Annotated in this window: 15 protein-coding genes and 2 pseudogenes; 13 read left to right on the plus strand and 4 right to left on the minus strand. The window is 70.1% G+C overall.

Going from position 1 to position 21,402, the window contains the following annotated elements:
- Window positions 1-276 precede the first annotated feature (276 nt).
- Window positions 277-1,800 carry a 3-hydroxyacyl-CoA dehydrogenase gene (locus NMN56_RS37490; protein WP_274045113.1) on the plus strand — a complete coding sequence of 508 codons (1,524 nt, stop codon included), beginning with the start codon at window positions 277-279 and terminating at the stop codon, window positions 1,798-1,800.
- Between the two features lie 117 nt (window positions 1,801-1,917).
- Here NMN56_RS37490 and NMN56_RS37495 read toward each other — a convergent pair whose 3' ends face one another.
- From NMN56_RS37495 to NMN56_RS37505, 3 genes and pseudogenes are all read right to left on the minus strand, one after another.
- Window positions 1,918-3,033 (minus strand): isoaspartyl peptidase/L-asparaginase family protein, encoded by a 1,116-nt coding sequence (locus NMN56_RS37495; protein WP_274045112.1) that lies wholly within the window; start codon window positions 3,031-3,033, stop codon window positions 1,918-1,920.
- Window positions 3,034-3,073: 40 nt separating this feature from the next.
- Window positions 3,074-3,280: pseudogene (locus NMN56_RS37500) on the minus strand (cholesterol oxidase); the annotation flags it as partial.
- Window positions 3,281-3,287: 7 nt separating this feature from the next.
- A complete protein-coding gene (locus NMN56_RS37505) occupies window positions 3,288-5,219 on the minus strand; it encodes an AMP-dependent synthetase/ligase (RefSeq protein ID WP_274045111.1) in 1,932 nt (643 codons plus the stop codon).
- A 632-nt stretch (window positions 5,220-5,851) separates the two neighbouring features.
- Here NMN56_RS37505 and NMN56_RS37510 point away from each other — a divergent pair.
- Window positions 5,852-6,520, plus strand: coding sequence for a hypothetical protein (locus NMN56_RS37510; protein WP_274045110.1), 669 nt, complete (start codon window positions 5,852-5,854; stop codon window positions 6,518-6,520).
- A 390-nt stretch (window positions 6,521-6,910) separates the two neighbouring features.
- Here NMN56_RS37510 and NMN56_RS37515 read toward each other — a convergent pair.
- Window positions 6,911-8,119 (minus strand): annotated as a pseudogene (locus NMN56_RS37515) (PucR family transcriptional regulator); the annotation flags it as partial.
- Window positions 8,120-8,695: 576 nt separating this feature from the next.
- On the opposite strand from NMN56_RS37515, the gene NMN56_RS37520 reads away from it, so the two are divergent.
- The 11 genes from NMN56_RS37520 to NMN56_RS37570 all read left to right on the plus strand — a co-directional run bounded on the left by NMN56_RS37520 (window position 8,696) and on the right by NMN56_RS37570 (window position 21,371).
- The gene (locus NMN56_RS37520; protein WP_274045109.1) at window positions 8,696-9,313 is read left to right on the plus strand and encodes a hypothetical protein; all 618 of its coding nucleotides are present in this window, start codon (window positions 8,696-8,698) and stop codon (window positions 9,311-9,313) included.
- Between the two features lie 105 nt (window positions 9,314-9,418).
- Window positions 9,419-10,951 carry a DUF6801 domain-containing protein gene (locus NMN56_RS37525; RefSeq protein ID WP_274045108.1) on the plus strand — a complete coding sequence of 511 codons (1,533 nt, stop codon included), beginning with the start codon at window positions 9,419-9,421 and terminating at the stop codon, window positions 10,949-10,951.
- Window positions 10,952-11,004: 53 nt separating this feature from the next.
- Window positions 11,005-12,135, plus strand: coding sequence for an ABC transporter ATP-binding protein (locus NMN56_RS37530; protein ID WP_274045107.1), 1,131 nt, complete (start codon window positions 11,005-11,007; stop codon window positions 12,133-12,135).
- Window positions 12,132-13,169: an MlaE family ABC transporter permease gene (locus tag NMN56_RS37535; RefSeq protein WP_274045106.1), complete on the plus strand. Its 1,038-nt coding sequence runs from the start codon at window positions 12,132-12,134 to the stop codon at window positions 13,167-13,169. The genes NMN56_RS37530 and NMN56_RS37535 overlap by 4 nt, the downstream gene beginning before the upstream one ends.
- 126 nt (window positions 13,170-13,295) lie before the next feature.
- Window positions 13,296-14,093, plus strand: a complete 798-nt coding sequence (locus NMN56_RS37540) for an MlaE family ABC transporter permease (RefSeq protein WP_274045268.1) — start codon at window positions 13,296-13,298, stop codon at window positions 14,091-14,093.
- Complete coding sequence (locus NMN56_RS37545; RefSeq protein ID WP_274045105.1) at window positions 14,090-15,451, plus strand: MCE family protein; 1,362 nt, start codon at window positions 14,090-14,092, stop codon at window positions 15,449-15,451. Before NMN56_RS37540 ends, NMN56_RS37545 begins: the two co-directional genes overlap by 4 nt.
- The gene (locus tag NMN56_RS37550; protein WP_274045104.1) at window positions 15,448-16,479 is read left to right on the plus strand and encodes an MCE family protein; all 1,032 of its coding nucleotides are present in this window, start codon (window positions 15,448-15,450) and stop codon (window positions 16,477-16,479) included. The genes NMN56_RS37545 and NMN56_RS37550 overlap by 4 nt, the downstream gene beginning before the upstream one ends.
- A gap of 155 nt (window positions 16,480-16,634) precedes the next feature.
- The gene (locus NMN56_RS37555) at window positions 16,635-17,639 is read left to right on the plus strand and encodes an MCE family protein (RefSeq protein ID WP_274045103.1); all 1,005 of its coding nucleotides are present in this window, start codon (window positions 16,635-16,637) and stop codon (window positions 17,637-17,639) included.
- Between the two features lie 122 nt (window positions 17,640-17,761).
- Entirely contained in the window at window positions 17,762-18,901 is a 1,140-nt protein-coding gene (locus NMN56_RS37560) for an MCE family protein (protein ID WP_274045102.1), read from the plus strand.
- On the plus strand, window positions 18,898-20,154 hold the full coding sequence (locus tag NMN56_RS37565; RefSeq protein WP_274045101.1) for an MlaD family protein: 1,257 nt from the start codon (window positions 18,898-18,900) through the stop codon (window positions 20,152-20,154). The genes NMN56_RS37560 and NMN56_RS37565 overlap by 4 nt, the downstream gene beginning before the upstream one ends.
- Window positions 20,154-21,371: an MlaD family protein gene (locus NMN56_RS37570; RefSeq protein WP_274045100.1), complete on the plus strand. Its 1,218-nt coding sequence runs from the start codon at window positions 20,154-20,156 to the stop codon at window positions 21,369-21,371. Before NMN56_RS37565 ends, NMN56_RS37570 begins: the two co-directional genes overlap by 1 nt.
- Window positions 21,372-21,402: the final 31 nt, after the last annotated feature.

A 21,402-nucleotide genomic window follows, 5' to 3' on the forward strand; every position in this document is an offset into this window, starting at 1 on the left:
GGAACGGGTGGGAAGGACAGGGTTGGGTGGCCCCCGGATTCCGCTGAGCCACGGCTCCGCGCCGGAGGGCGCGGCTCCACGAGCGAAGGTAATGCGCTCCAGGGCCCTGATCAACGCCGCCTGCCGGGCCGCCCCGCATCTCGCCGTCCCCGCTGCCCCGTCGCCCCCTGCCCTGGCGTCACGCCGCCCCACCGCCCCCGGCCGCTCGGGACCGGGGCGCTGCGCGAGGATGTGGGTTCCGACCGGGTCTACCTGCGCTGAGGAGAGGGAGCCGTCATGCGGATCAGGATGGTGGGAGCGGGCACGATGGGCCGCGGTATCGCGCAGTGGGCCGCCACGGCGGGCCATACCGTCGAACTCGCCGACGCGCGGCCCGCGTCCGTGACCGAGGCGGTGGACGCCGTACGCAGGCTGCTCGAACGCGCAGCCGAGAAGGGGCGGATGAGCCGCGAGGAGGTCGACAGCGCGCTCGGCCGGCTGGTACCGCTCGACTCCCCGTACGCGCGGCCCGCGGCCGACGAGGAAGCGCCGGACCTGGTCATCGAGGCCGTCATCGAGGAACTGGACGTCAAGGCCGAGCTGTTCACGGGGCTTGAGCGGGTGCTGCCTGCCGCGACCGTCTTCGCGACCAACACCTCCTCGCTGTCCGTGACCGGGATCGGATCCCGCCTCGCAGACCCCGGGCGGCTGGCCGGGCTGCACTTCTTCAACCCCGTACCGCTGATGAAGGTCGTCGAGGTGGTTCCGGGAGCGGCGACGCGGCCCGGCATCCCGCCGCTGCTCACCTCCCTCGTCGAGGGCTGCGGCCACCGGGCCGTCACCGTCGCCGACACCCCCGGCTTTCTCGTCAACCACGCGGGGCGCGGCCTGGTGACCGAGGCGTTCGCGCTGCTGGAGGAGTGCGTCGCGGGGCATGCGGAGATCGACCGGATCGCGCGCGACGTACTGGGGCTGCGCATGGGCCCGTTCGCGCTCATGGACCTCACCGGACTCGATGTCACCGCCTCGGTGATCGACAGGGTCTGGCGCGGCTTCCACCACGCCGACCGGCTCCGGCCCTCGTATCTGACGGCGAACCGGGTGGCGGCCGGGCTCTACGGCCGTAAGTCGGGGCGCGGCTTCTACACGTACGACGGTGAGGACCCCGCGGTCCCCGAGCAGCGGCTGGGAGCGGGCGACGCCTCGCGTGCGGTCGCGGTCGTCGGCGAGGGCGCTGAGGCGGACGCGCTGCGCACCGCCGTGGGCGCCGCGAACGGCGTTCCCGGGGGCGGCGCCGACGCGGCGGATGGGCGGCTGCATCTGGTGCCCACCTGGGGCACCACGGTGGCGGCGGCGGTCGCGGAACACGGGCTTCCGGCCGAACGTACGCTCGGCGTCGACCCGTTGGCGCTGGGCACGCGACGCCGCGTGCTGGCGGTGACACCGGCGACGGACGACAGGGCGCTGCGGGACGCCGCCGCCGTGCTCGCGCGTGACGGGCAGGCGGTCAGCGTCGTACGGGACACGGCGGGCTCCGTCGCGCAACGGCTCCTCGCCTCCGTCATCGGCGTCGCCACCGCGCTCGCGGAACGCGGTATCGCGGCGCCCGCCGACATCGACCTCGCCGTCACACTCGGCCTCGGCTATCCGCACGGGCCCCTGGCCTGGGCCGACACCCTGGGCGCCGGGCGGGTTCTGGCCCTCACCGAGGCGCTGTACGCCACCACGGGAGACCCCCGCTACCGGCCGACACCCTGGCTCACCCACAGGGCACAGCTGAACCTGCCGGTCACCACACCGATGCGTCCACTGCCGGAGTGAAGTCCCGTGCGGGGGAGGCCCGTTCGGGTCAGGGGCCGCCGCTCGCCGGGCGGGGCCACGGCTCTCGTGCGCCGGGCGGGGCCCCGGGTGCGGCGTGCACGCCGGGGCCCCGTGGCGTCACATGTTGGGCGGGGACTCGTCCTTGAAGATCTTGGTGACGAGCTTTCCGTCCCGGGTGAGGTAGCCGTGCAGCATGCCCTCGCTGCTGTGCGGTGCGTCGAACGTGCCCTTGCCGTCGAGCGCGATCACGCCGCCGTCGCCGCCGAGCTTCGGTAGCCGTTTCACCAGCACCTCGTAGGACGCCTTGGCGACATCCTTGCCGCCGAACTCCATCAGATGGGAGATCGTCGCCGTCGCCGCGCCCCGGATGAAGATCTCACCGTCGCCCGTGGCGCTGGTGGCGACGTTGCCGTTCTTCGCGTACGTACCGGCGCCGACGACGGGCGAGTCGCCGACGCGGCCGGCCATCTTGTTGGTCATGCCGCCCGTGGAGGTCGCCGCGGCCAGGTCCTTGTGGCTGTCCAGCGCGACGGCGCCGACCGTGCCCTTGGCCTCTTCCTTGTCGGGCTTCTTGCCCTTGGCCTTCATCAGGTCGTCCCAGCGCCGCTGGGTCCAGTAGTAGTCCTGCGTCACGGGCTTCAGGCCCTGTTGCAGTGCGAAGTCGTCGGCTCCCTGACCGGCGAGCATGACGTGTTTGGTCTTCTCCATGACGCGGCGGGCGGCCGTGATCGGGTTGCGTACGTGCTTGACGCCCGCGACGGCGCCCGCCTTGAGGTCGGAGCCGCGCATGATCGAGGCGTCCAGCTCGTGCCCCGCGTCCGCGGTGAAGACGGCGCCCTTACCCGCGTTGAACAGCGGGTCGTCCTCCAGGACGTTCACGGCCTTCTGTACGGCCTCCACGCTGTCGCCGCCCTTGTCGAGCACCTTCTGCCCCGCGCGCAGGGCGCCCGCGAGGCCGTCGCGGTACGCCTTCTCCTTCTCCGGGCTGGTCTCGTCCCGGGCGAGCGCGGTACCGGCACCGCCGTGCACGGCGAGGACGACATCCCGCGCGTCGGGCTTCGCCTTGCCGGGCACGGCCTTGGCCTGAGCCGCGGTGGCGGTCTGCGCGGTGCCTGTCGTCCTGCCTGCCGTCTCGCCTGTTGCCTCGTCCCCTGGGACGGCGACCAGCGCCACGGTGAGGGTGGTCGCCGCCGCTACGGCGGGAATGAGCCACGATCTGGGACGTATGTGCATGGGTCCTCCTGATCCACGACGACCTTGGTCGCGGCGAACCTTACTGGAGGCGCAGCGCTGCGAAAGCCCCCGCGGGTACGGCGGGTTGGCGCGGGGGGACGGGTTCCAGTCGTTGGTACGGGGTGTTCTGTGGGGGGCGGGGGTCGGTCTCGTTCTTGTTGGGCCACAGGGACATGGCGCGTTCGGCCTGTGCGGTGATGGTGAGGGAGGGGTTCACGCCGAGGTTGGCGGAGACCACGTCATAGTCATACGGCTCATCCGGCATACAGCGCCTCGATGTCGTCGCCGTAGGCCGCTGCCACGGCCCGCCGCTTGATCTTCAGCGAGGGCGTGAGCAGCCCGTTCTCCTCGGTGAACTCGCCCGCGACGATGCGGAATCTGCGGATGGACTCGGCGACGGAAACGGACTCGTTGGCGTGGTCGACGGCCTTCTGCACGTCGGCGATCATTTCCGGGTCGTCGCGCAGCTCCGCGAAGGTGGTGTCGCTGGGCCGCTTGCGTACGGAGAGCCAGTGCGTGACGGCCTCGGGGTCGAGGGTGACCAGCGCTGCGGCGTAGCGGCGCCCGTCGCCGACGACCATGCACTGGGCGACGGGCGGGCGGCTGCGCAGCCGGTCCTCCAGCGGTGCGGGCGAGATGTTCTTGCCGCCGCTGGTGATCAGGATGTCCTTCTTGCGGCCGACGATGGTCAGATAGCCGTCGGCGTCGAGCCGCCCGAGGTCGCCCGTGGCGAACCAGCCGTCGCTGAGCACCTCGTCGGTGGCCGCGGGGTTGTTCCAGTACGAGCCGAAGACGATGCCGCCCTTGAGGAGTACCTCGCCGTCTTCCGCTATGCGCACGGCCGTTCCCGGTACGGGACGTCCGACGGTGCCGGGGCGGGGCCCGAGCGGCGGAATGATGGTGGCAGCCGCCGTGGTCTCGGTCAGGCCGTAGCCCTCGTAGATGACGATGCCCGCCGCGTAGAAGAAGAGGTTGAGCCGCCGGTCCAGGGGCGAGCCGCCGCTGATCGCGTAGTGCAGCCTGCCGCCCAGCTCCTTGCGTATGCGCCGGTACACGAGCAGGTCGTAGAGGCCCCACGCCAGGTAGAGGCCGAGCCCGGGGCCCCTGCCCGTCTCCAGGAACTTGCCGAGGTACGCCTCACCGAAGCGCACGGCGATGCGGTCGGCGCGCTCGAAGGAGGCGCCGCGGCCCATCTTCTCCGCCGTTTCGCGCCCGGTGTCATGGATCTTCTCGAAGAGGTACGGGACACCGACGATGAACGTGGGCCGGTACGAGCGCAGTTCGGGCCGCAGCTCGTCCGGTTTGACGCTGGGGCAGTGCCCGAACTCGATGCGCGCTTTCAGGCAGGCGATCTGGATCGTGCGCCCGAGTATGTGCGCGAGGGGCAGGAAGAGCAGGGTGGAGGCGGTCTGGCCCGTGACCTCCTTGAAGAGCGGGTGCAGCAGCTCCACGGTGTTGGCGGCCTCGGCGTGCAGATTGCCGTGGGTGAGGACGCAGCCCTTCGGCTTGCCCGTGGTGCCGGAGGTGTAGCAGAGGGTCGCCACGGAGTCGGGGCCGAGCGACGTGCGCCGCTTGGTCACCTCCTCGTCCGCCACCTCGCGTCCTATCTCCGCGAGTTGGGCCGTCGCGGGCTTCTCGCCCGGCGGCGCGTCGATCTGCCACACATGCGGGCGGTGGGGGAGTGCGGCGAGCGCGGGCTCCGCCGTCACGGCGTTCTCCGCCGTCTCGGCCAGCAGGAGCAGCGCACCCGAGTCCCGCAGGATCCACTCGATCTGGTCGGTGGACGAGGTGGCGTAGATCGGAACGGTCTGCCCGCCGGCCGCCCATATGGCGAAGTCGAGAACACACCACTCGTAGCGCGTACGGGACATGAGCGCGACCCGGCCCCCGGGCTCAAGTCCCGCGGCGATCAGCCCCTTCGCCGCCTCGGTGACCTCACGGGCGAAGGCGGCAGCCGTCACGGGCTGCCAGGTGGCGCCGGACTTGCGGCGCATCACGACGGCGTCCGGGGCCTCGGCGGCGTTGGCGAACGGGATGTCGGCCGTGCTGCCGGTGGTGGCGGGGGTGACGAGCGGCTCGGCGCGCACTTCCCGTACGACGTCGCCGTCCTTGATCACCGTGAGCGGGCTGCGCGCTGCGAGGTCGCCGCGCCGCTTCGCCGTCCTCAGATCCTTCCTGACGCCCATTTCGGCTCCTGTTCGCAGGTGCGGGTGTGGTGCCTGGGGTGTGCTCGGATGCCTTGACGTGCTCTGACGTGCTCTGACGTGCCCAGATGCCCTGACGTGTGCCTGCCACGTCCTGCCGCGTATCTGCCACGTGCCTGTCTGCCACGTATTTGCCACGTGCCTGCGACGTGCCGGGGGTGTTCCGGGATGCCGGTGTTGTCGGGAGGGGGCGCGCGGGTGGTGCGTGGGGGTAGCGGGCCTCCGAGCGTGCTGACGGAAGAGTCAACTTACTTGTGCGTAGGGAGAAATCAATGCCCTGGACGCAGCCAACCTTGATCGTTGTTTGAGGGGGCCCGTGCCGTGTCGGGAGCGGCGTGCTCAGCCGGCGATGAAGAAATCTTTCCCATTGCTCCGGCACAGATAAGAACGACGCGCATTCACAAGGCTGTTCCGGAAATCAAGGAATGGGTATTGCGCAGTGGGTTACCCGCTCGTAGCGTTCGTTTCACCGGGGCGCCGCCTTTCCGTCGGCGTCATGGCTCGCGAGTCATTTCCCAAGGCCACATTCGTGGTCAGGACCCCGTGGCCTCGCCCCCCTTGGCCACGGGGTCCGCTCATGCGTGGAAGAGCCGCCACGACACTCAGGAGCTGATATGAAACGCATGCTGTCCGGAACCACCCGCGGTCGCAGGGCCGCCGGCCGCGCCGGTGTGGCGATAGCGGCCACGCTCGGCTGTTTCGCGCTCACCACGGTGAGCGCGCAGGCCGAGGGGTCCGGCGAGGCGGGAGCCGCCGCACCGGTCCGCCTCGACTACCCGCTCAGCGGCACCACCCATCTGAGCGGCCCGGGGAGCGACCTCACGCTGGGCCCCGGCGCACTCAAGTCGTCCACCGACATGACCACGGGCGCCCTCACCGCCGAGACCCAACTCCCGGACGCACAGGGCTCGTTCAAGGCGCTCGGCATCCCCGTCTCGGTGACGACCGAGTTCATCGAGGAGGAGCCGACGACGGGCACCCTCGACCTGGACGCCGGCAGCGTCAAGACCACCTCGCGGCTGACGCTGCGCCTGAAGAACCTCAAGGTCGCGGGGCTGCCCATGCCCGTGGGGCCGCACTGCAAGACCAGGACACCCGCCGTCATCGACCTCGCCTCGGAGGACGGGTTCAGCGTCTTCGGCGGCGGCAAGCTGAGCGGGACCTACACGATCCCGAAGTTCGAGCACTGCCTGCTGGCCACCCCGGTCATCAACAGCATGGTCCCCGGTGACGGCAACACCATCACCCTCACCCTGGGCAAGGCCACGGCGCCCGCACCGTAGGCAACGCCTCTGCCCGCACGTGCAGCCCCGCAGCCCAGCACCACCGATCAGTCCCGTGGGCCCCGTCGGTCAGCCTCCGTCGTGGCCCCGGGGCATCTCCGGCTCCCGGCCCGGCGCATGCGTACCGGCCGGGGGCACGGACGGTACGGGCGGGGACATGGGCGGTACGGGCGAAGGCATGGGCGGTACGGGCGGAGGCATGGAGGGCCCGGCCAGGCGCATGGAAGCCGACGGCGCCGCATGGCCCGTGAGCGGCGTCGCCACGGGGCCAGGGCGCTGCGTCGCGGCAGGGCCCGAACGCGTCGCGGCGGAGCCCGAACCCGCTGCCGGCGGGGCCGAACGCGTCGCCGCAGGGCCCGTCGCCGCAGGGCCCGAACGCGAGGCCACGGCCGCGGCACGCCCCCGCAGGTGCAGCGCCCGCAGCGCCATCTCCGTGGCGAACCGCTGGTCGGGGTCGCTCAGCTGCGTGCCCAGCACCTTCTTCAGCGCCCGCATCCTGTAGCGCACCGTCTGCGGGTGCAGATGCAGCAGCTCCGCCATGTGCGCCGCCGTGCCGCGCGTGGTCAGCCACGTCCTGAGCGTGTCGACCAGGCGCTCCTTCTGGCCCGCCGTCAGCCCGGCCAGCGGTGCGAGCTGCCGGGTGGCCAGCCGCTCGGCCAGCGCGGGGTCACCCAACAGCCAGAGCGTGACCAGGTGTTCCTCGCACCTGATGAGCCCCGCCTCCTGGACGACACCCGACTCGGCGAGGCCCAGCGTCTGCCGGGCCCAGCGCAGCGAGTCGGCGGCTCCCGCCAGCGGCACCGTCGCGCCGATCACCGCACGCCTGCCCTCAAGCGCCGCCTCCAGCATCGCCTGCCGTGCCTCGTCCACGGGCCCCGGCACCAGCAGATGGGGCCGCTGGTCCTCCAGGTCGACGAGTACGTCACCGTCAAGTCCCCTGATACGCAGGTGACTTCGCTCGCCCGGGGGCGCCAGCGCCACGAGCGTCACCTCGGCGGGTACCGCCCAGCCGATACGCCCCGCGAGGTCGGGGACCGCGGGGTGCGGCACGGCTGAGCCGGCGAGGATCAGCCGCAGCAGCCGCCCGCGCTGGGACTCCCACTCGTCGGCGCGCGCGCCCTTGGCCTCCACGTAGCCCTCGCGGCACAGCGACTCGATCACGTCCGTGTACGCGAAGACGGCGTCGGCGAACGCCACGATGAGGGAGGCGGGGAGGCTGTAGCGGGTGCCGACCGAGTTCGCGCGCCGCAGCCCGACGCGTGCGCTGGTGCGCATCGCCGACTGGAGACAGTGCAGCCCCCTGCCCTCGTGCGCCTCGAACCTGCCCAGCCTGCGGCACATCTCGTCCCGCTGCGCCGTGGAGGCCCCGGGATTGGCCACCAGCTCGACGAAGCTGGTGAGGTTCTGCTGGACGCTGTGCAATAACACAGTTCTGTACGGGCCCTCCAGCAACGGTCTGTACTCCGGCACCGCCTGGCCGATCTCCTCCACCATCTCCTCCGCCACGGTGGGGAGTTCAGGCCACATGATGGCCGCGAACTCCTGCGGGAGCGGGCCGGGCGCCTCGGTCAGGCCGGGGGACACTGCTGTCTGCACCATGGACGTACCCTCCACTGCCGGCCTCGGGGCGTGGCGAACGTGCCAACCGGCCAGGGTGGGGGACGAGTCCGGTGTGCGCGGCCTGCGCGGCCGGCGGTCTCCGATCTGAACGCGGATCCCGGCTCCCGGGCCCGCGCGGGGGCAACACCTGGGCCTGTGCTGTACGGCCTCGGCGCCTCGTGCACCGCAGACCATAAACCAGCCGAGGCTCGGAGCGCAGCCCTCCGTAACCAGGAGGATGGGGGATACACGCGGGAGTCACCACGCTGGCACCGGCGGCGCGACCCGTCACCTGGTACGGACCGCTATGCGCACTCAGTGATGAATTTTTTCCTGCCCCTACTGCGCGAGTGACAAGAAACGCGGTTCTCCGAATTGTGCGCGAACCGACCTTGCACAGAGGTATTGCACGGCTGCGTTACTAGTGCGTAACGTCATTCTTGCCAGGTGCCCTGCAGGGCATACGGAAAATGGCGTGGCGCAGCGTTCCGTGCGAAGAGTCACGGCTGTGCTAATTGCTGCCCCGGTGCGGAGTACAGCTCTTCTGGATACCCAATCCGATGGAGGGAACCTCACGTGCGCAAATTCACCAAGCGGGCCGCTTTCGCGGCTGTCGCCGCCACCGCGGCACTCGGCTTCACTGCGGCCACCGCGTCGGCCACCACGGCCGACACCTGGACCGTGGCCCCGGGCGGCGCCTTCACGGCGACCGCCTCGAACCCCACGCTCTCCGTACCCAACGCCACGCTGAAGTGCACCAGTTCGACCGCGACGGGCACGCTCAAGACCGGTTCAGGCAATGCGGGCGCCGCCATCGGCAACATCGCCACGCTGAAGTTCACCGGCTGCTCCCTCGCCGGCATCAACTTCAACGTCACCGTCGCCAACAACCTGAAGATCAACGCGAACTCGGTCAGCACCACGAACCCGAACCAGGTCGTCGGCTCCGTTTCCGGCGTCACCGCCAGCATCGCCGACACCGGCGGCATGTGCAGCGCGACCTTCGCGGCCAGCGGCGGCGGCCCCGCCACGATGACCGGCTACTACGACAACTCCACCCACCGCCTCGTCATCAACGGCGGCAACCTCAAGGCCACCAGCGCCAACTGCCTCGGCCTCATCAACGCGGGCGACAGCGCCAACTTCAACGCGTCCTACCTCACCAACCCCAACCAGACCATCACCAAGGACTGACGTCCTGCCCGCTGTCCGCCCCGCCGCTCCAGAAGGCGGGGCGGACACCGCTCCCCTCCCCGGGCGCCCAGCGCCCCTCGCCCCCTCCTGTCCCCGAGGAGCCCCGTGAACCCGAGCGCCAGGACCCGACGCCGTACCGCGCGGCTTGCCGCCGTGGGTGCGGTCGCGCTGCTGGCTGGCGCATTACCCGGGACGGGGTCGCAGGCTCGGGAGCAGGAGGCGAAGGTGACCGCCGCCTACGACTGTGCGCTGCCGAAGGGTACGGCGCGGATCGAGGCCGTCTTCACGGGGAACTTCCCGGAGTCGGCAGCGCCCGACAAGCCGTTGCAGCCGGGCGAGTTGAGCGCCGAAGTGAAGGTGCCTCGCGGTGCGCTCGCCGACGTGCTGCCCGAAGGCGCGGTGTCCGTGACCTCGGAGGCGGCGCTCACGGTGCGGGTGGCGCAGGGTGATGCCTCCGCGGACGCCGACTGGTCCGGGCTGAAGGCCCCCTCGACACCGGTGCCGGAATCCGGCGATCTCACGCTCGCGCACAAGGGAGAGGTGCCGCCGGTCACCGTCGCCGCCGAGGGTGACGTGACCTTCACGGCCGGAGACCTCGCCCTCGAACTCGACCCCAAGGCACCGAAGGCGCTGCCGTCCGACGGGCCCTCGACACTGCCCGCCGAAGTGGCGCCCCGCATCGTGTGCAAGGCGGCGCCGGACCAGGATCTCCGGCTGGCCATCGTGAGGGTGGGGGGTGACGCGGAGGGGCCGGGGTCGCCCTCGCCCTCTGCCTCCGGCGAAGCCCCCCGCCCCTCGGCCTCGGAAGGTGGGGAGGGGCAGGGGCAGGGGAAGGAATCCGCAGACCGGCGTGAGGCCGGGATCGACGTGGGTGCGGAGGCGATGCCGCCGCCGAAGCCGTGCGAGTCCGAGCGGCCGACGGGGAATATGGACCGTTCCAAGTTCCCTGTGCCGCCCAAGGGCTCGACGACAACCGTGAGCCCGATGGGCGGAATCCACTGGTGCGCGGTCCCGGTTGCGGTCTCGAACGTCCTGAAGCTCAGGGGCGCCATGGTCATCAACGACCCACGTGCCGGGGCGGCGACCGCTAATCTCGCGGTGCAGAAGGAATGGGTGAACGGCCCCGAGGACAGCTCTTACAACCAGCTTCGAAGCCTGGGGGAAATCGATCTCCCAGACTCTAGAGCCACCTTCTTGGATTTCGACTTCATGCCCGTTACCGCGAAGATCGAGTTCACCAGCTCGCCGATGACGATCGTAACGGAGCAGCGTCATAACGATCTTCCCAATTATGCCTACATCTATATGAGCCAGACATTGCGCATGCACGATGTGGAAGTCAACGGTACGGCACTTCCAGTCGGGCCCAACTGCCGTACTGCAAAACCGATTTCCCTGGAACTCAGAGGGAAATCGGACGAGTACAGTGTTTTCGGGGGTGGCACCCTGCGGGCCAAGCTTGATATCCCTCCGTTCACCGGTTGCGGGACAGGCGGGGAAAACCTCAACCCGCTTTTCACCGCCTCCATTTCGGGAAGCGGAAACTACCTGAAAATGGAACAGGGGATGGTGTGCAACGTCTTGCCCACCACGGGGAAGTGTCCGGCTCCGCCGGAGGTCCCCGAACTGCCCAAGTAATTCAGGCGAAGCTCACAGCCGAAGAACGCCGAAGAACAGTGCCGGGAGGTGTCATGGGAATCGAAGTAGCCGTCGAGGGTCTCACCAAGTCCTTCGGCAGGAAGAACATCTGGCAGGACGTGACCCTCACACTGCCGGCGGGCGAGGTCAGCGTCATGCTGGGGCCTTCCGGTACGGGCAAGACCGTGTTCCTCAAGTCGCTGATCGGGCTGATCAAGCCCGAGCACGGCAGCGTGACCGTCGACGGCGTCGACATGGTCAACAGCAGGGAACGGGACGTGTACGAGGCACGGAAGCTGTTCGGGCTGATGTTCCAGGACGGCGCGCTGTTCGGCTCGATGAACCTCTTCGACAACATCGCCTTCCCCCTCCGGGAGCACACGAAGAAGAAGGAAACAGAGATCCGCCGCATCGTGATGGAGCGGCTGGACATGGTCGGCCTCGTCGGCGACGAGGGAAAGCTGCCCGGCGAGATATCCGGCGGCATGCGCAAGCGTGCGGGACTGGCGCGCGCACTCGTACTCGACCCGCAGATCATTCTCTGCGACGAACCGGACTCGGGCCTCGATCCCGTACGCACCGCGTTCACCTCGCAGTTGCTCATAGACCTGAACGCGCAGATCGACGCGACGATGCTCATCGTCACGCACAATCTCGACATCGCCGCGACCGTGCCCGACAACATGGGCATGCTCTTCCGCCGGAATCTGGTGACGTTCGGGCCGAGGGAAGTGCTGCTCACGAGCGAGGAACCGGTTGTCGCGCAATTCCTCAGCGGCAGTCGTACGGGGCCCATCGGAATGTCGGAGGAAAAGGACGCGGCGACTCTCGCACGCGAGGCGGACGGAAGCGCGGCGGGCGCGGGGCCGCTGAATGCCACGTCACGCGAACTCGTCCCGCAACTCGAACCCACAGCGGGACTCCCCGAACGGAAAGCGGTCGCGCGGCGCAGGGAACGCGTGAAAGGCATGCTCGGGCAGCTTCCGCCCGCCGCGCGCAGCGCGATCGAGGCGAGCATGCCGCAGCCGCTGCCGAAGCGCTCCAGTCAGCGGAACGGAGGGCCTGGTGCCGACGTCGGCACCGTCGATCCCGAGGCGCCGACCCTCGCCGTCGACACCTCGTCCGAACCGGTGGACGCCCCCACCAACGCCGCGGACACCCCCTCCAACGGGGAGCGCACATGACCACGACCGAGCCCGAACCCCCGGCGTCCGGCGGGGACCCGTCCGGCGGAAATCCGGCCGACGGGCACGCGGCCGAGGGAACTCCGGTCGGCGGGCACGCGGCCGACGGCATCCCCCGCGAGGGCAAGGGCGCCGAGGACGGTAACCCGCCCGGCGGCACGCCGGGCAGCGGCACGCCGACAAGCGGTACGCCCCCGCACGGCCTGCCCACCCCGCCCAGCCCGCACGCCGGAAACGGGGCGGCGGCCCCCGTCGCCAAGCTCCCCGCGAGGGGCCTCGGTTTCCTGCGCGAGCCCGGCAAACTGTTCGCGCTCGCGCTGGCCGTGCTCCGGGCCATCTTCCGCAGACCGTTCCAAGTGCGGGAGTTCATCGAGCAGTTCTGGTTCATCGCGAGCGTGACGATCCTCCCGGCCGCGCTGGTCTCGATCCCGTTCGGCGCCGTGGTCGCGCTCCAGGTGGGCTCGCTGGCGAGTCAGATCAGCGCGCAGTCTTTCACGGGCGCTGCCAGCGTCCTGGTCAACATCCAGCAGGCCAGCCCGCTGATCGTCGCGCTGCTGATCTCGGGTGCGGCCGGCTCCGCCATCTGCGCCGACCTGGGCTCGCGCAAGATCCGCGAGGAGCTGGACGCCATGGAGGTCATGGGCGTCTCGCCCATCCAGCGTCTCGTCGTGCCGCGCGTACTGGCCACCGTCTGTGTCGCCGTACTGCTGAACGGCATGGTGTCGGTCGTCGGCACCCTCGGCGGCTACTTCTTCAACGTCGTGCTCCAGGACGGCACTCCCGGCGCCTACCTCGCCAGCTTCTCCGCGCTCGCGCAGCTACCCGACCTGTACATCAGCGAGATCAAGGCGCTGATCTTCGGGTTCATCGCGGGCATCGTCGCCTCCTACCGGGGCCTGAACCCCCGTGGCGGCCCCAAGGGGGTGGGCGACGCGGTCAATCAGTCCGTCGTCATCACCTTCCTTCTCCTCTTCTTCGTGAACATGGTCCTCACCGCGATCTACCTCCAGCTCGTCCCCCCGAAGGGAGCCTGAGCGATGGCACTCCTCGACAAGGACGGGACCGGCGCCGGTGCGGGCGCGGGCAAGCAGGGCAGGTCAGGCAAGCAGCCGCGGGCCGCGAAGGAAGCGGGCGGCGGGCGGCGCCCGCGCCCCTGGCGGCTGTTCGCGTGGCTCGATCAGCCCGGTGACCAGCTTCTCTTCTACGTACGCGCGCTGCTGTGGGTGCCCAAGACGCTGTTCCGCTATCTGCGCGAGGTCCAACGGCTGCTCGCCGAGGTCGCGTTCGGCAGCGGCGGGCTCGGCGTCATCGGCGGCACCGTCGGGGTGATGACGGCGATGACGCTGTTCACCGGCGCCGTCGTCGGCCTCCAGGGGTACGCGGCGCTCAACCAGATCGGGACCGAGGCGTTCACCGGCTTCATCTCCGCCTACTTCAACACCCGTGAGATCGCGCCCCTGGTCGCCGGTCTGGCACTGTCCGCCACGCTCGGCGCCGGGTTCACCGCGCAGCTCGGTGCGATGCGCATCAACGAGGAGATCGACGCGCTCGACAGCATGGGCGTCAGGTCGATGCCGTACCTGGTCACCACCCGCATCATCGCGGGCGTCATCGGCATCATCCCGCTCTACGGCATCGGACTGCTCAGCTCCTACCTGTCCTCGCGCTTCATCACCGTTCTCTACAACCAGCAGTCGGCCGGCACCTATGACCACTACTTCGCGCTGTTCCTCTCGCCCACCGACGTGCTGCTCTCCTTCCTGAAGGTCCTCATCTTCAGCGTCATGGTGATCCTCACCCACTGCTACTACGGCTACCGCGCCACCGGCGGTCCCGCTGGCGTGGGCATCGCGGTGGGCCGGTCCGTACGGAACGCGATCGTGCTGATCAGCGTCACCGACTTCTTCCTCAGCCTCGCCATCTGGGGCGCGACGACGACCGTGAAGGTGGCCGGATGAGTACCGTGCTGCGCCGGCGGCTGGCCGGAGTCGTCTTCCTGGTGGTGCCCGCGCTGCTGATCTGGCTCGCGGTGGCCGTCTACGACAAGCAGTTCACCGACGAGGCCGACCTCGTCGTGCGCACCTCCGAGGTGGGCAACGAGATGCACGTCAACGCCGATGTGAAGCTGCGCGGCGTGGTCGTCGGGCAGGTGCGCGAGATCAGCTCCGACGGGCGCGGCGCGCGGCTGCGGCTCGCCATCCAGCCCGGCAAACTCGACGGCATCCCCGCCGATGTGACCGCGCAGATGCTGCCCACGACCGTCTTCGGCCAGCGCTTCGTGGCGCTCGTACCGCCCCGGGACACGACGGGTCAGGCGATACGGGCCGGCGCCACCATCCCGCAGAACCGCAGCCGCAACGCCATCGAGCTGGAGCAGGTGCTCGACAACCTGCTGCCGACGCTGACCGCCGTGCAGCCGCAGAAGTTGTCGGCCACCCTCACCGCCGTCTCGCAGGCGCTGGAGGGCAGGGGTGCGAAGCTCGGCGCCAACCTCGTCACGCTGGACGCCTATCTGAAGAAGCTCAACCCGCATCTGCCCGCGCTCAACCGCGACATCACGGAACTGATGCGGGTCAGCAATCTCTACGCCGAGGCGTCCCCCGACATCCTCACCGCGCTGTCCGACTTCGCGACCACCAGCAGCACCCTCGCCGAGAAGGCCAAGGACCTGGCAACGGCCTACGGGGCAGCGACGGGCACGGCACGCGCGATGACCACGTTCCTGCGTGCGAACAAGGACAACATCATCCGGCTGTCCTCGGCGAGCAGGCCCACGCTCCAGCTCCTCGCCGAGCACGCGCCCGCCTTCCCCTGCACGCTCCGCACCCTCACCCAGTTCGTGCCCGTCATGGACAAGGCGCTGGGGAAGGGCACCGACCAGCCGGGGCTGCATGTCGACCTGAAGGTCGTCCCCTCGCGCGGAAAGTACGTGCCCGGCAAGGACACCCCCCGCTACGGGGCCGGCGGCGGGCCGCGCTGCTACTCCGTCCCCTACCTCGGCCCCGCCGGCGGTACGGCGCCCAAGGGCGCGGCGGCGAGCGCGGCACCCGAGGGCGCCACCATCGCCGATGCGACGGGCGGCGTCGGGATGCCCAACTCGCCCCAGGAGAACCGGCTCGTGAACGAACTGCTCGCCTCCGCCGACGGATCCGGCTCCCCCGACGGGTCCGGCTCCCCGGACGGGTCCAGCTCCGCCGAGCGGCCCGCAGTGGGGGAGAAGGGCAAGCCGTCGGCCCGGCGTCCTGGAGACCTGCCCGACTGGAGCAGCGTCCTGGTCGGCCCCGCACTCCGCGGTACGGAGGTGACCCTCAAGTGAAGCGCAGCAGCCTGGCCGGGCCCCTCGTCAAGTCCCTCGTCTTCGTGCTGGTGACCGCGCTGGCCACCACCGTGCTGGCCCTCAGCATCTCCAACGCGGGCGTGGGCGACACCGATACGTACCGCGCGCGGTTCAGCGACGCGACGGGACTGGTGGAGGGCGACAGCGTACGGATCGCCGGGGTCAAGGTCGGCAAGGTGGAGAAGATCACCGTCGTGGACCGGCGCGTCGCCGAGGTCAGCTTCTCCGTCGAGAAGGACCGCGCCCTCCCCGGCACGGCCCACGCCTCCGTGAAGTACCTCAACATGGTCGGCCAGCGCTATGTGGACCTCGCACGCGGCACGGGGCCCGTGGGCACCCGGCTCCGGGCCGGCGACACGATTCCGCTCTCGCGTACGACACCGGCACTGGACCTCACCCAGCTGTTCAACGGCTTCAAGCCGCTGTTCGAGGGGCTCTCGCCCAAGGACACCAACCAGCTCGCGGGGGAGATCATCCAGGTTCTCCAGGGCGAGGGCGGCACCGTCGGCTCGCTCGTCGAACACATCAGCTCCCTCACCACCACCCTCGCGGGCAAGGACAAGGTCATCGGCTCCCTCATCTCGAACCTCAACACCGTCCTCAAGACGGTCAACACCCGCGAGAAGGGCTTCAACGAACTCGTCGGCAGCCTGCGCGAGCTGGTGTCCGGGTTCGCCAAGGACCGCGAACCGCTCGGTGACGCCGTCACCGCCATGGCCGGGCTCACCACCACGACGGCCGACCTCCTGCACGACGGAAGGAAACCCCTCAAGAAGGACATCCGGGAGCTGGGCAGGCTCTCACGCCAACTCGACAAGGGCACACCGCAGTTCGAGGCGTTCCTGCGCAACGCGCCGAAGAAGATGAGCACGGTGGCCCGGCTGTCGTCCTACGGCTCCTGGTTCAACACGTACCTGTGCGAGGCGAAGGTGCACGGACTGCGCACGTCCGACGGCAGCAAGCCGTCCACCGGTATCGGCATCACCCAGGCGAGGTGCCGGCCATGAGACGCCCCCGCCTGGGAAGCCCCCGTACGCGGCGCCCCCACGTGAAGGCGCCGCGCCCGGAGCGATCGCGTACGGAGCGGTCGCGTACGGACGGTCCGCGCCCCGACCGGTTACGTGCGAACCGGTCGCGCCCGCGCCTGCCGAGGCTCAAGCCGATGCGTGAGCGCAACCCCATCGGCGTGTGCCTCGTCGGCCTCGTCGTCCTCGCGCTGCTCGGTACCGTCGCCTACCGCGCCGACGACCTGCCCGTCATCGGCGGCGGGACCTCGTACACGGCCGACTTCACCGAGGGTGCGGGGCTCCGCTCGGGCAACGAGGTCCGGGTCGCCGGGGTCAAGGTCGGCAAGGTCACCGATGTCGCGCTCGACGGGGCCAAGGTGAAGGTCACCTTCCGGGTCAAGGACACCTGGGTCGGCAACGCCAGTACGGCCGCCATCAGCATCCGCACACTGCTCGGGGAGAAGTTCCTCGCGCTCGACCCCCTCGGCACCGGCCGCCAGAACCCCGGACAGCGCATCCCGGCGAGCCGCACCACCTCGCCGTACGACGTGACGCAGGCGTTCACCGGGCTCGGCCGCACCTTCGAGGAGATCGACTCCAAGCAGCTCGCCAAGAGCTTCCAGGCCGTCTCCGACACCTTCCAGAACACCCCCGCACACGTACGCGGCGCGGCCGAGGGACTGTCCGACCTGTCCCGCACCATCTCCTCGCGCGACAGCGAGCTGACCCAACTCCTGCGCGGCAGCAAGAAGCTGACCAGGACCCTCAAGGGCCAGCGCGCCGACTTCGCGGCTCTGCTCGCCGACGGGAACCTGCTGCTCGGGGAGATCCGCAAGCGGCGCACCGCCATACACCAGCTCTTCACAGGGACCCGCGACCTCGGTACCGAACTCACCGGCGTCGTGGAGGACAACGACAAGCAGCTCGGCCCCACCCTGGAGGCCCTGGACCGCGTCACCGACGTTCTGCTGAAGAACCGCGAACGGCTCGACAAGGCACTGGAAGTCGCGGGCCCCTACTACCGCCTGGTCGGCAACACCCTCGGCAACGGCCGCTGGTTCGACAGCTACCTGTGCGGCCTCGTCCCGCAGCGCTACCTGTCGCAGAGCGCCCCGTCCGACACCCCGTGCCGGCCGCCGAAACCGGGAGGCCGACGCTGATGAGGCGACCGCACGCCAGAAGGCTGCCGAGGCGAGCGCACACCCCAAGCACGACGGGACGAGCGCACACCCCAAGCACGGCGGGGCGACCGCGGGCCCGCAGGCTCAGGACCGTCGCGCTGATGGCCGCGGGCGCGCTCGTGCTCGGCGCGGGCGCCGGGGGAGCGGCCGTGCTCACAGACGGCTCCGACGGCACCCGGGTCACGGCGTGGTTCGACCGCGCCGTCGGTGTCTACGAGGGCTCGGACCTGCGCGTACTGGGCGTACGCGTCGGCAAGGTGGACGCCGTGGCGCCGCACGGCAAGAGGGTCGAGGTCACCCTGCTCGTGGACAAGGGAGTCACGATCCCCGCGAACGCGCGCGCCGTCGTCATCGCACCCAGCCTCGTCTCCGACCGCTACGTGCAGCTCACCCCCGCCTACACGGGAGGCCCCCGGCTCGCCGAAGCGGCGGTGCTGCCCTCGGGGCGCAACTCCGTTCCCCTGGAGGTCGACCAGCTCTACGCGAGCATCACCGAACTCAGCGACGCGCTCGGTCCCGGGGGTGCCAACGCCGAAGGTGCACTGTCCGGGCTCCTGGACACCGGGGCCAAGAACCTGAAGGGCAACGGTAAGGCGATCGGCGAGTCCATCGAACAGTTCGGCAAGGCGGCCAAGACCCTCAACGGCAGCAGTACCGACTTCTTCGACACCGTCGCCTACCTGCGCTCCTTCACGGCGATGCTCAAGAGCAACGACAAGCGGGTGCGCAAGGCCGAGCGGCAGCTCGCCGACGTCAACACGTTCCTCGCCGACGACAAGGAGAACCTCGCCAAGGCACTCGAACAACTCGGCACCTCCCTGGGCAAGGTGAAGAAGTTCATCGAGGACAACAGAGGCAGCCTCAAGAAGAACGTCAAGAAGCTCGCGCCGCTCACCCGGATCCTCGTGGACCAGCGCCGTTCGCTCGCCGAAGCGCTGGACACCGCGCCCCTGGCCGCGGGCAACTTCCTCAAGGCGTACAACCCGCGACAGGGCACCATCGACAACCGCGCCAACATCAACGAGCTGAGCATGGGCGGCCCCCTGGCACCCTCGGCCGGCGCCGCCTCAGGAACCGCGGGACTCGTCCCCGTCGACCCCGGACGCCGCGAGGCACTGCCCGCCGTACCGCTTCCCGCCGTCGGCCCGGTATACGGCTCACCCGACGGTGACGGGCCATCGGACGGCGGCGGCTCACCCGGTGGGGACGGACCCAACAGCCGTAAGGGGGCGGCCCGATGACCGAGCCAGGACCGGCAGGCCCGGCCCGCAGCAACCGGAAGACCCGCGCCGCCACGGGCCTCACGGCGGGCGCCCTCGCGCTCCTGCTCGGCTTCACCCTGGTGAGCGGCGGCATCGGAGGCGGCATCGGACTGCCGCGCTTCTCGGGCCTGGAGGACCTTCCGCTGCCGGGCGGCGCCGACCTCGGCGACCGCCCTTACACGGTGACGGCGGAGTTCAAGGATGTGCTCAGCCTCGTTCCGCAGTCCTCCGTGAAGATCAACGATGTCTCCGTCGGCAAGATCAGCAAGATCGCGCTGGCGGACGACGGCTGGACGGCGAAGGTCACGATGCGGGTCAACGGCGATGTGCGGCTGCCCCCGCACCCGTACGCGCGCATCGAACAGTCCAGCCTGCTCGGAGAGAAGTACGTCCAGATCCTCCCGCCGCCCAAGGGCGGGGGCACCCAGGGCGGCGCCGACCCCGAAGCCGGGTCCGGTAGCCAGGACATCGAGCCCGCCGCGCATCCCGCGGGGGCCAGCACCCACATCCCGCTCTCGCGCACCAACCGCAACCCCGAGGTCGAAGAAGTGCTCGGCGCACTCTCGCTGCTCCTCAACGGCGGCGGCGTCAGCCAGCTCAAGACCGTCACCCGCGAGCTGAACAAGGCACTCGACGGCAACGAACCGGAGGTCAGGTCCATGCTCCGCCGCGTCAACAAGCTGGTGGGCAGCCTCGACGCGCACAAGGGCGACATCACCCGGGCACTCGACGGCGTCAACCGCCTCTCCGCCACCCTCTCGGCACGCAAGAAGAGCATCGGCACCGTACTGACGGACGTCAGCCCGGGGCTGACCACCCTGGAGGACCAGCGCGGCCAGCTCATGACGATGCTCAGGTCCCTCGACACCCTCTCCGGAGTCGCGGTCAGCACCGTCAACGCCAGCAAGGACGACATCGTCGCCGACCTCAAGGCCATGGGCCCCGTGCTCCAGCGGCTCGCCGACTCGGGCCAGGACCTGCCCGACTCCCTCCAGGTGCTGTTCACCTACCCGTTCACCGACGAGGTGCTGAACGGTGTCAAGGGCGACTACCTGAACGTGTATCTGAACCTCGCGGCGCAACCCGGGACGACGCTCACCCCGCCGCTCAAGGAAGAGCCCATCCCGCAGGACCCGGGCGCACCCGCGGCGGGCACCCCCACAGGAGAGGTCGCCGCGCTGCCGCTGCCCGCGGTCACCACCCCACCCGGAACGGCCGGAGGTGGGCGCTGATGCTCACCCGTGCCACGGTCCTCAAGAACATCGCGTTCTTCGCGCTCGCCGTCGTCGTCCTCGGCGTCATCGGAGTGCGCTACGCCGACATCGGCCACTACTTCGGCTACCGCGACCACTACACCGTACGCGTCGAACTCTCCCGTACGGGCGGCCTGTTCGAGCACTCCAACGTCACCTACCGGGGTGTCTCCGTCGGCCGCGTAGGCCCCATCGAGCTGACCGACGGCGGCGTCGAGGCCGAACTGAGGATCAAGAAGTCGGCACCGAGAATCCCCACCGACCTCAAGGCCGTTGTCGCCAACCTCTCCGCCGTCGGCGAGCAGTACATCGACCTGCGCCCCGGTACGGCGGAAGGTCCCTTCCTGCACGAAGGCTCCGTCATCAAGCAGCCCGAAACCGGCCTGCCCGCGCCCCCCACCAAGGTCCTTACGAGCATCGACGGCCTCGTCTCCTCCGTGCCCCTGAAATCGCTGCGCACCGTCGTCGACGAACTCGGCACCACGTTCGAGGGACGCGGCGACGACCTGGAGGTGCTGCTCGACACCGGCAGCGAGTTCCTGGAGGCGGCCGACGCGGCTGCGCCCGAGACCACCGGGCTCATCGTGGACGGCGAGACCGTCCTGCGCACCCAGCGCGAAGAGGGCGCCGCACTGCGGGAGTTCGCGACCGGGGCCAGGGAACTCATGGGCCGGCTGAAGAAGTCCGACCCCGATCTGCGCCGGCTCATCGCCGCCACACCCGGCGCCGCCACCCAGACCACCGGGCTGCTCCGCGACCTCGACCCCGGCCTCAGCGTGCTCCTCGCCAACCTCACCACCACCGCGGAACTGGCCGTCACCCGGCAGCGCGGCATCGAAGAACTGCTCGTCAAGCTGCCTCAGGCCGCCGCTGCCGGCTCCACGGCCATCACCAGGAAGGGCGCCTCGTTCGGCATGTCCCTCACCTTCTTCGACCCGCTGCCCTGCACTTCCGGATACGGCGGAACCCGCTACCGCGACGGCCTCCGGACCGGCGCAGCACCCCCGCTCAACGACCGCGCGCGCTGCGCATCCCCGGCCTCCAGCGGCAAGAACGTGCGCGGCTCTGCCCACGCCCCCGGCGGCGGCCCGCTCCCCGCACCCGCCAGACCCGGCGCCTTCCCACTCGGCACGCCCGGCCTCCCCGCCGACGGACCGCGGGACATGGCGGGTCTGCTGGGAGTGGAGGACCGATGAGCGCGCGGACGGGCACGGAGACGAGTGAAAG

It is taken from the genome of Streptomyces iconiensis, assembly GCF_028657195.3.
GTDB classification, from domain to species: Bacteria; Actinomycetota; Actinomycetes; order Streptomycetales; family Streptomycetaceae; genus Streptomyces; species Streptomyces iconiensis.

What these genes read in the sequence shown, in the direction of transcription:
- NMN56_RS37490 (WP_274045113.1), top strand. Translation starts at nt 277, where the DNA reads ATGCGGATCAGGATGGTGGGAGCGGGCACGATGGGCCGCGGTATCGCG.
- NMN56_RS37495 (WP_274045112.1), bottom strand. Translation starts at nt 3,033, where the DNA reads ATGCACATACGTCCCAGATCGTGGCTCATTCCCGCCGTAGCGGCGGCG.
- NMN56_RS37505 (WP_274045111.1), bottom strand. Translation starts at nt 5,219, where the DNA reads ATGGGCGTCAGGAAGGATCTGAGGACGGCGAAGCGGCGCGGCGACCTC.
- NMN56_RS37510 (WP_274045110.1), top strand. Translation starts at nt 5,852, where the DNA reads ATGAAACGCATGCTGTCCGGAACCACCCGCGGTCGCAGGGCCGCCGGC.
- NMN56_RS37530 (WP_274045107.1), top strand. Translation starts at nt 11,005, where the DNA reads ATGGGAATCGAAGTAGCCGTCGAGGGTCTCACCAAGTCCTTCGGCAGG.
- NMN56_RS37535 (WP_274045106.1), top strand. Translation starts at nt 12,132, where the DNA reads ATGACCACGACCGAGCCCGAACCCCCGGCGTCCGGCGGGGACCCGTCC.
- NMN56_RS37545 (WP_274045105.1), top strand. Translation starts at nt 14,090, where the DNA reads ATGAGTACCGTGCTGCGCCGGCGGCTGGCCGGAGTCGTCTTCCTGGTG.
- NMN56_RS37555 (WP_274045103.1), top strand. Translation starts at nt 16,635, where the DNA reads ATGCGTGAGCGCAACCCCATCGGCGTGTGCCTCGTCGGCCTCGTCGTC.
- NMN56_RS37560 (WP_274045102.1), top strand. Translation starts at nt 17,762, where the DNA reads ATGGCCGCGGGCGCGCTCGTGCTCGGCGCGGGCGCCGGGGGAGCGGCC.
- NMN56_RS37565 (WP_274045101.1), top strand. Translation starts at nt 18,898, where the DNA reads ATGACCGAGCCAGGACCGGCAGGCCCGGCCCGCAGCAACCGGAAGACC.
- NMN56_RS37570 (WP_274045100.1), top strand. Translation starts at nt 20,154, where the DNA reads ATGCTCACCCGTGCCACGGTCCTCAAGAACATCGCGTTCTTCGCGCTC.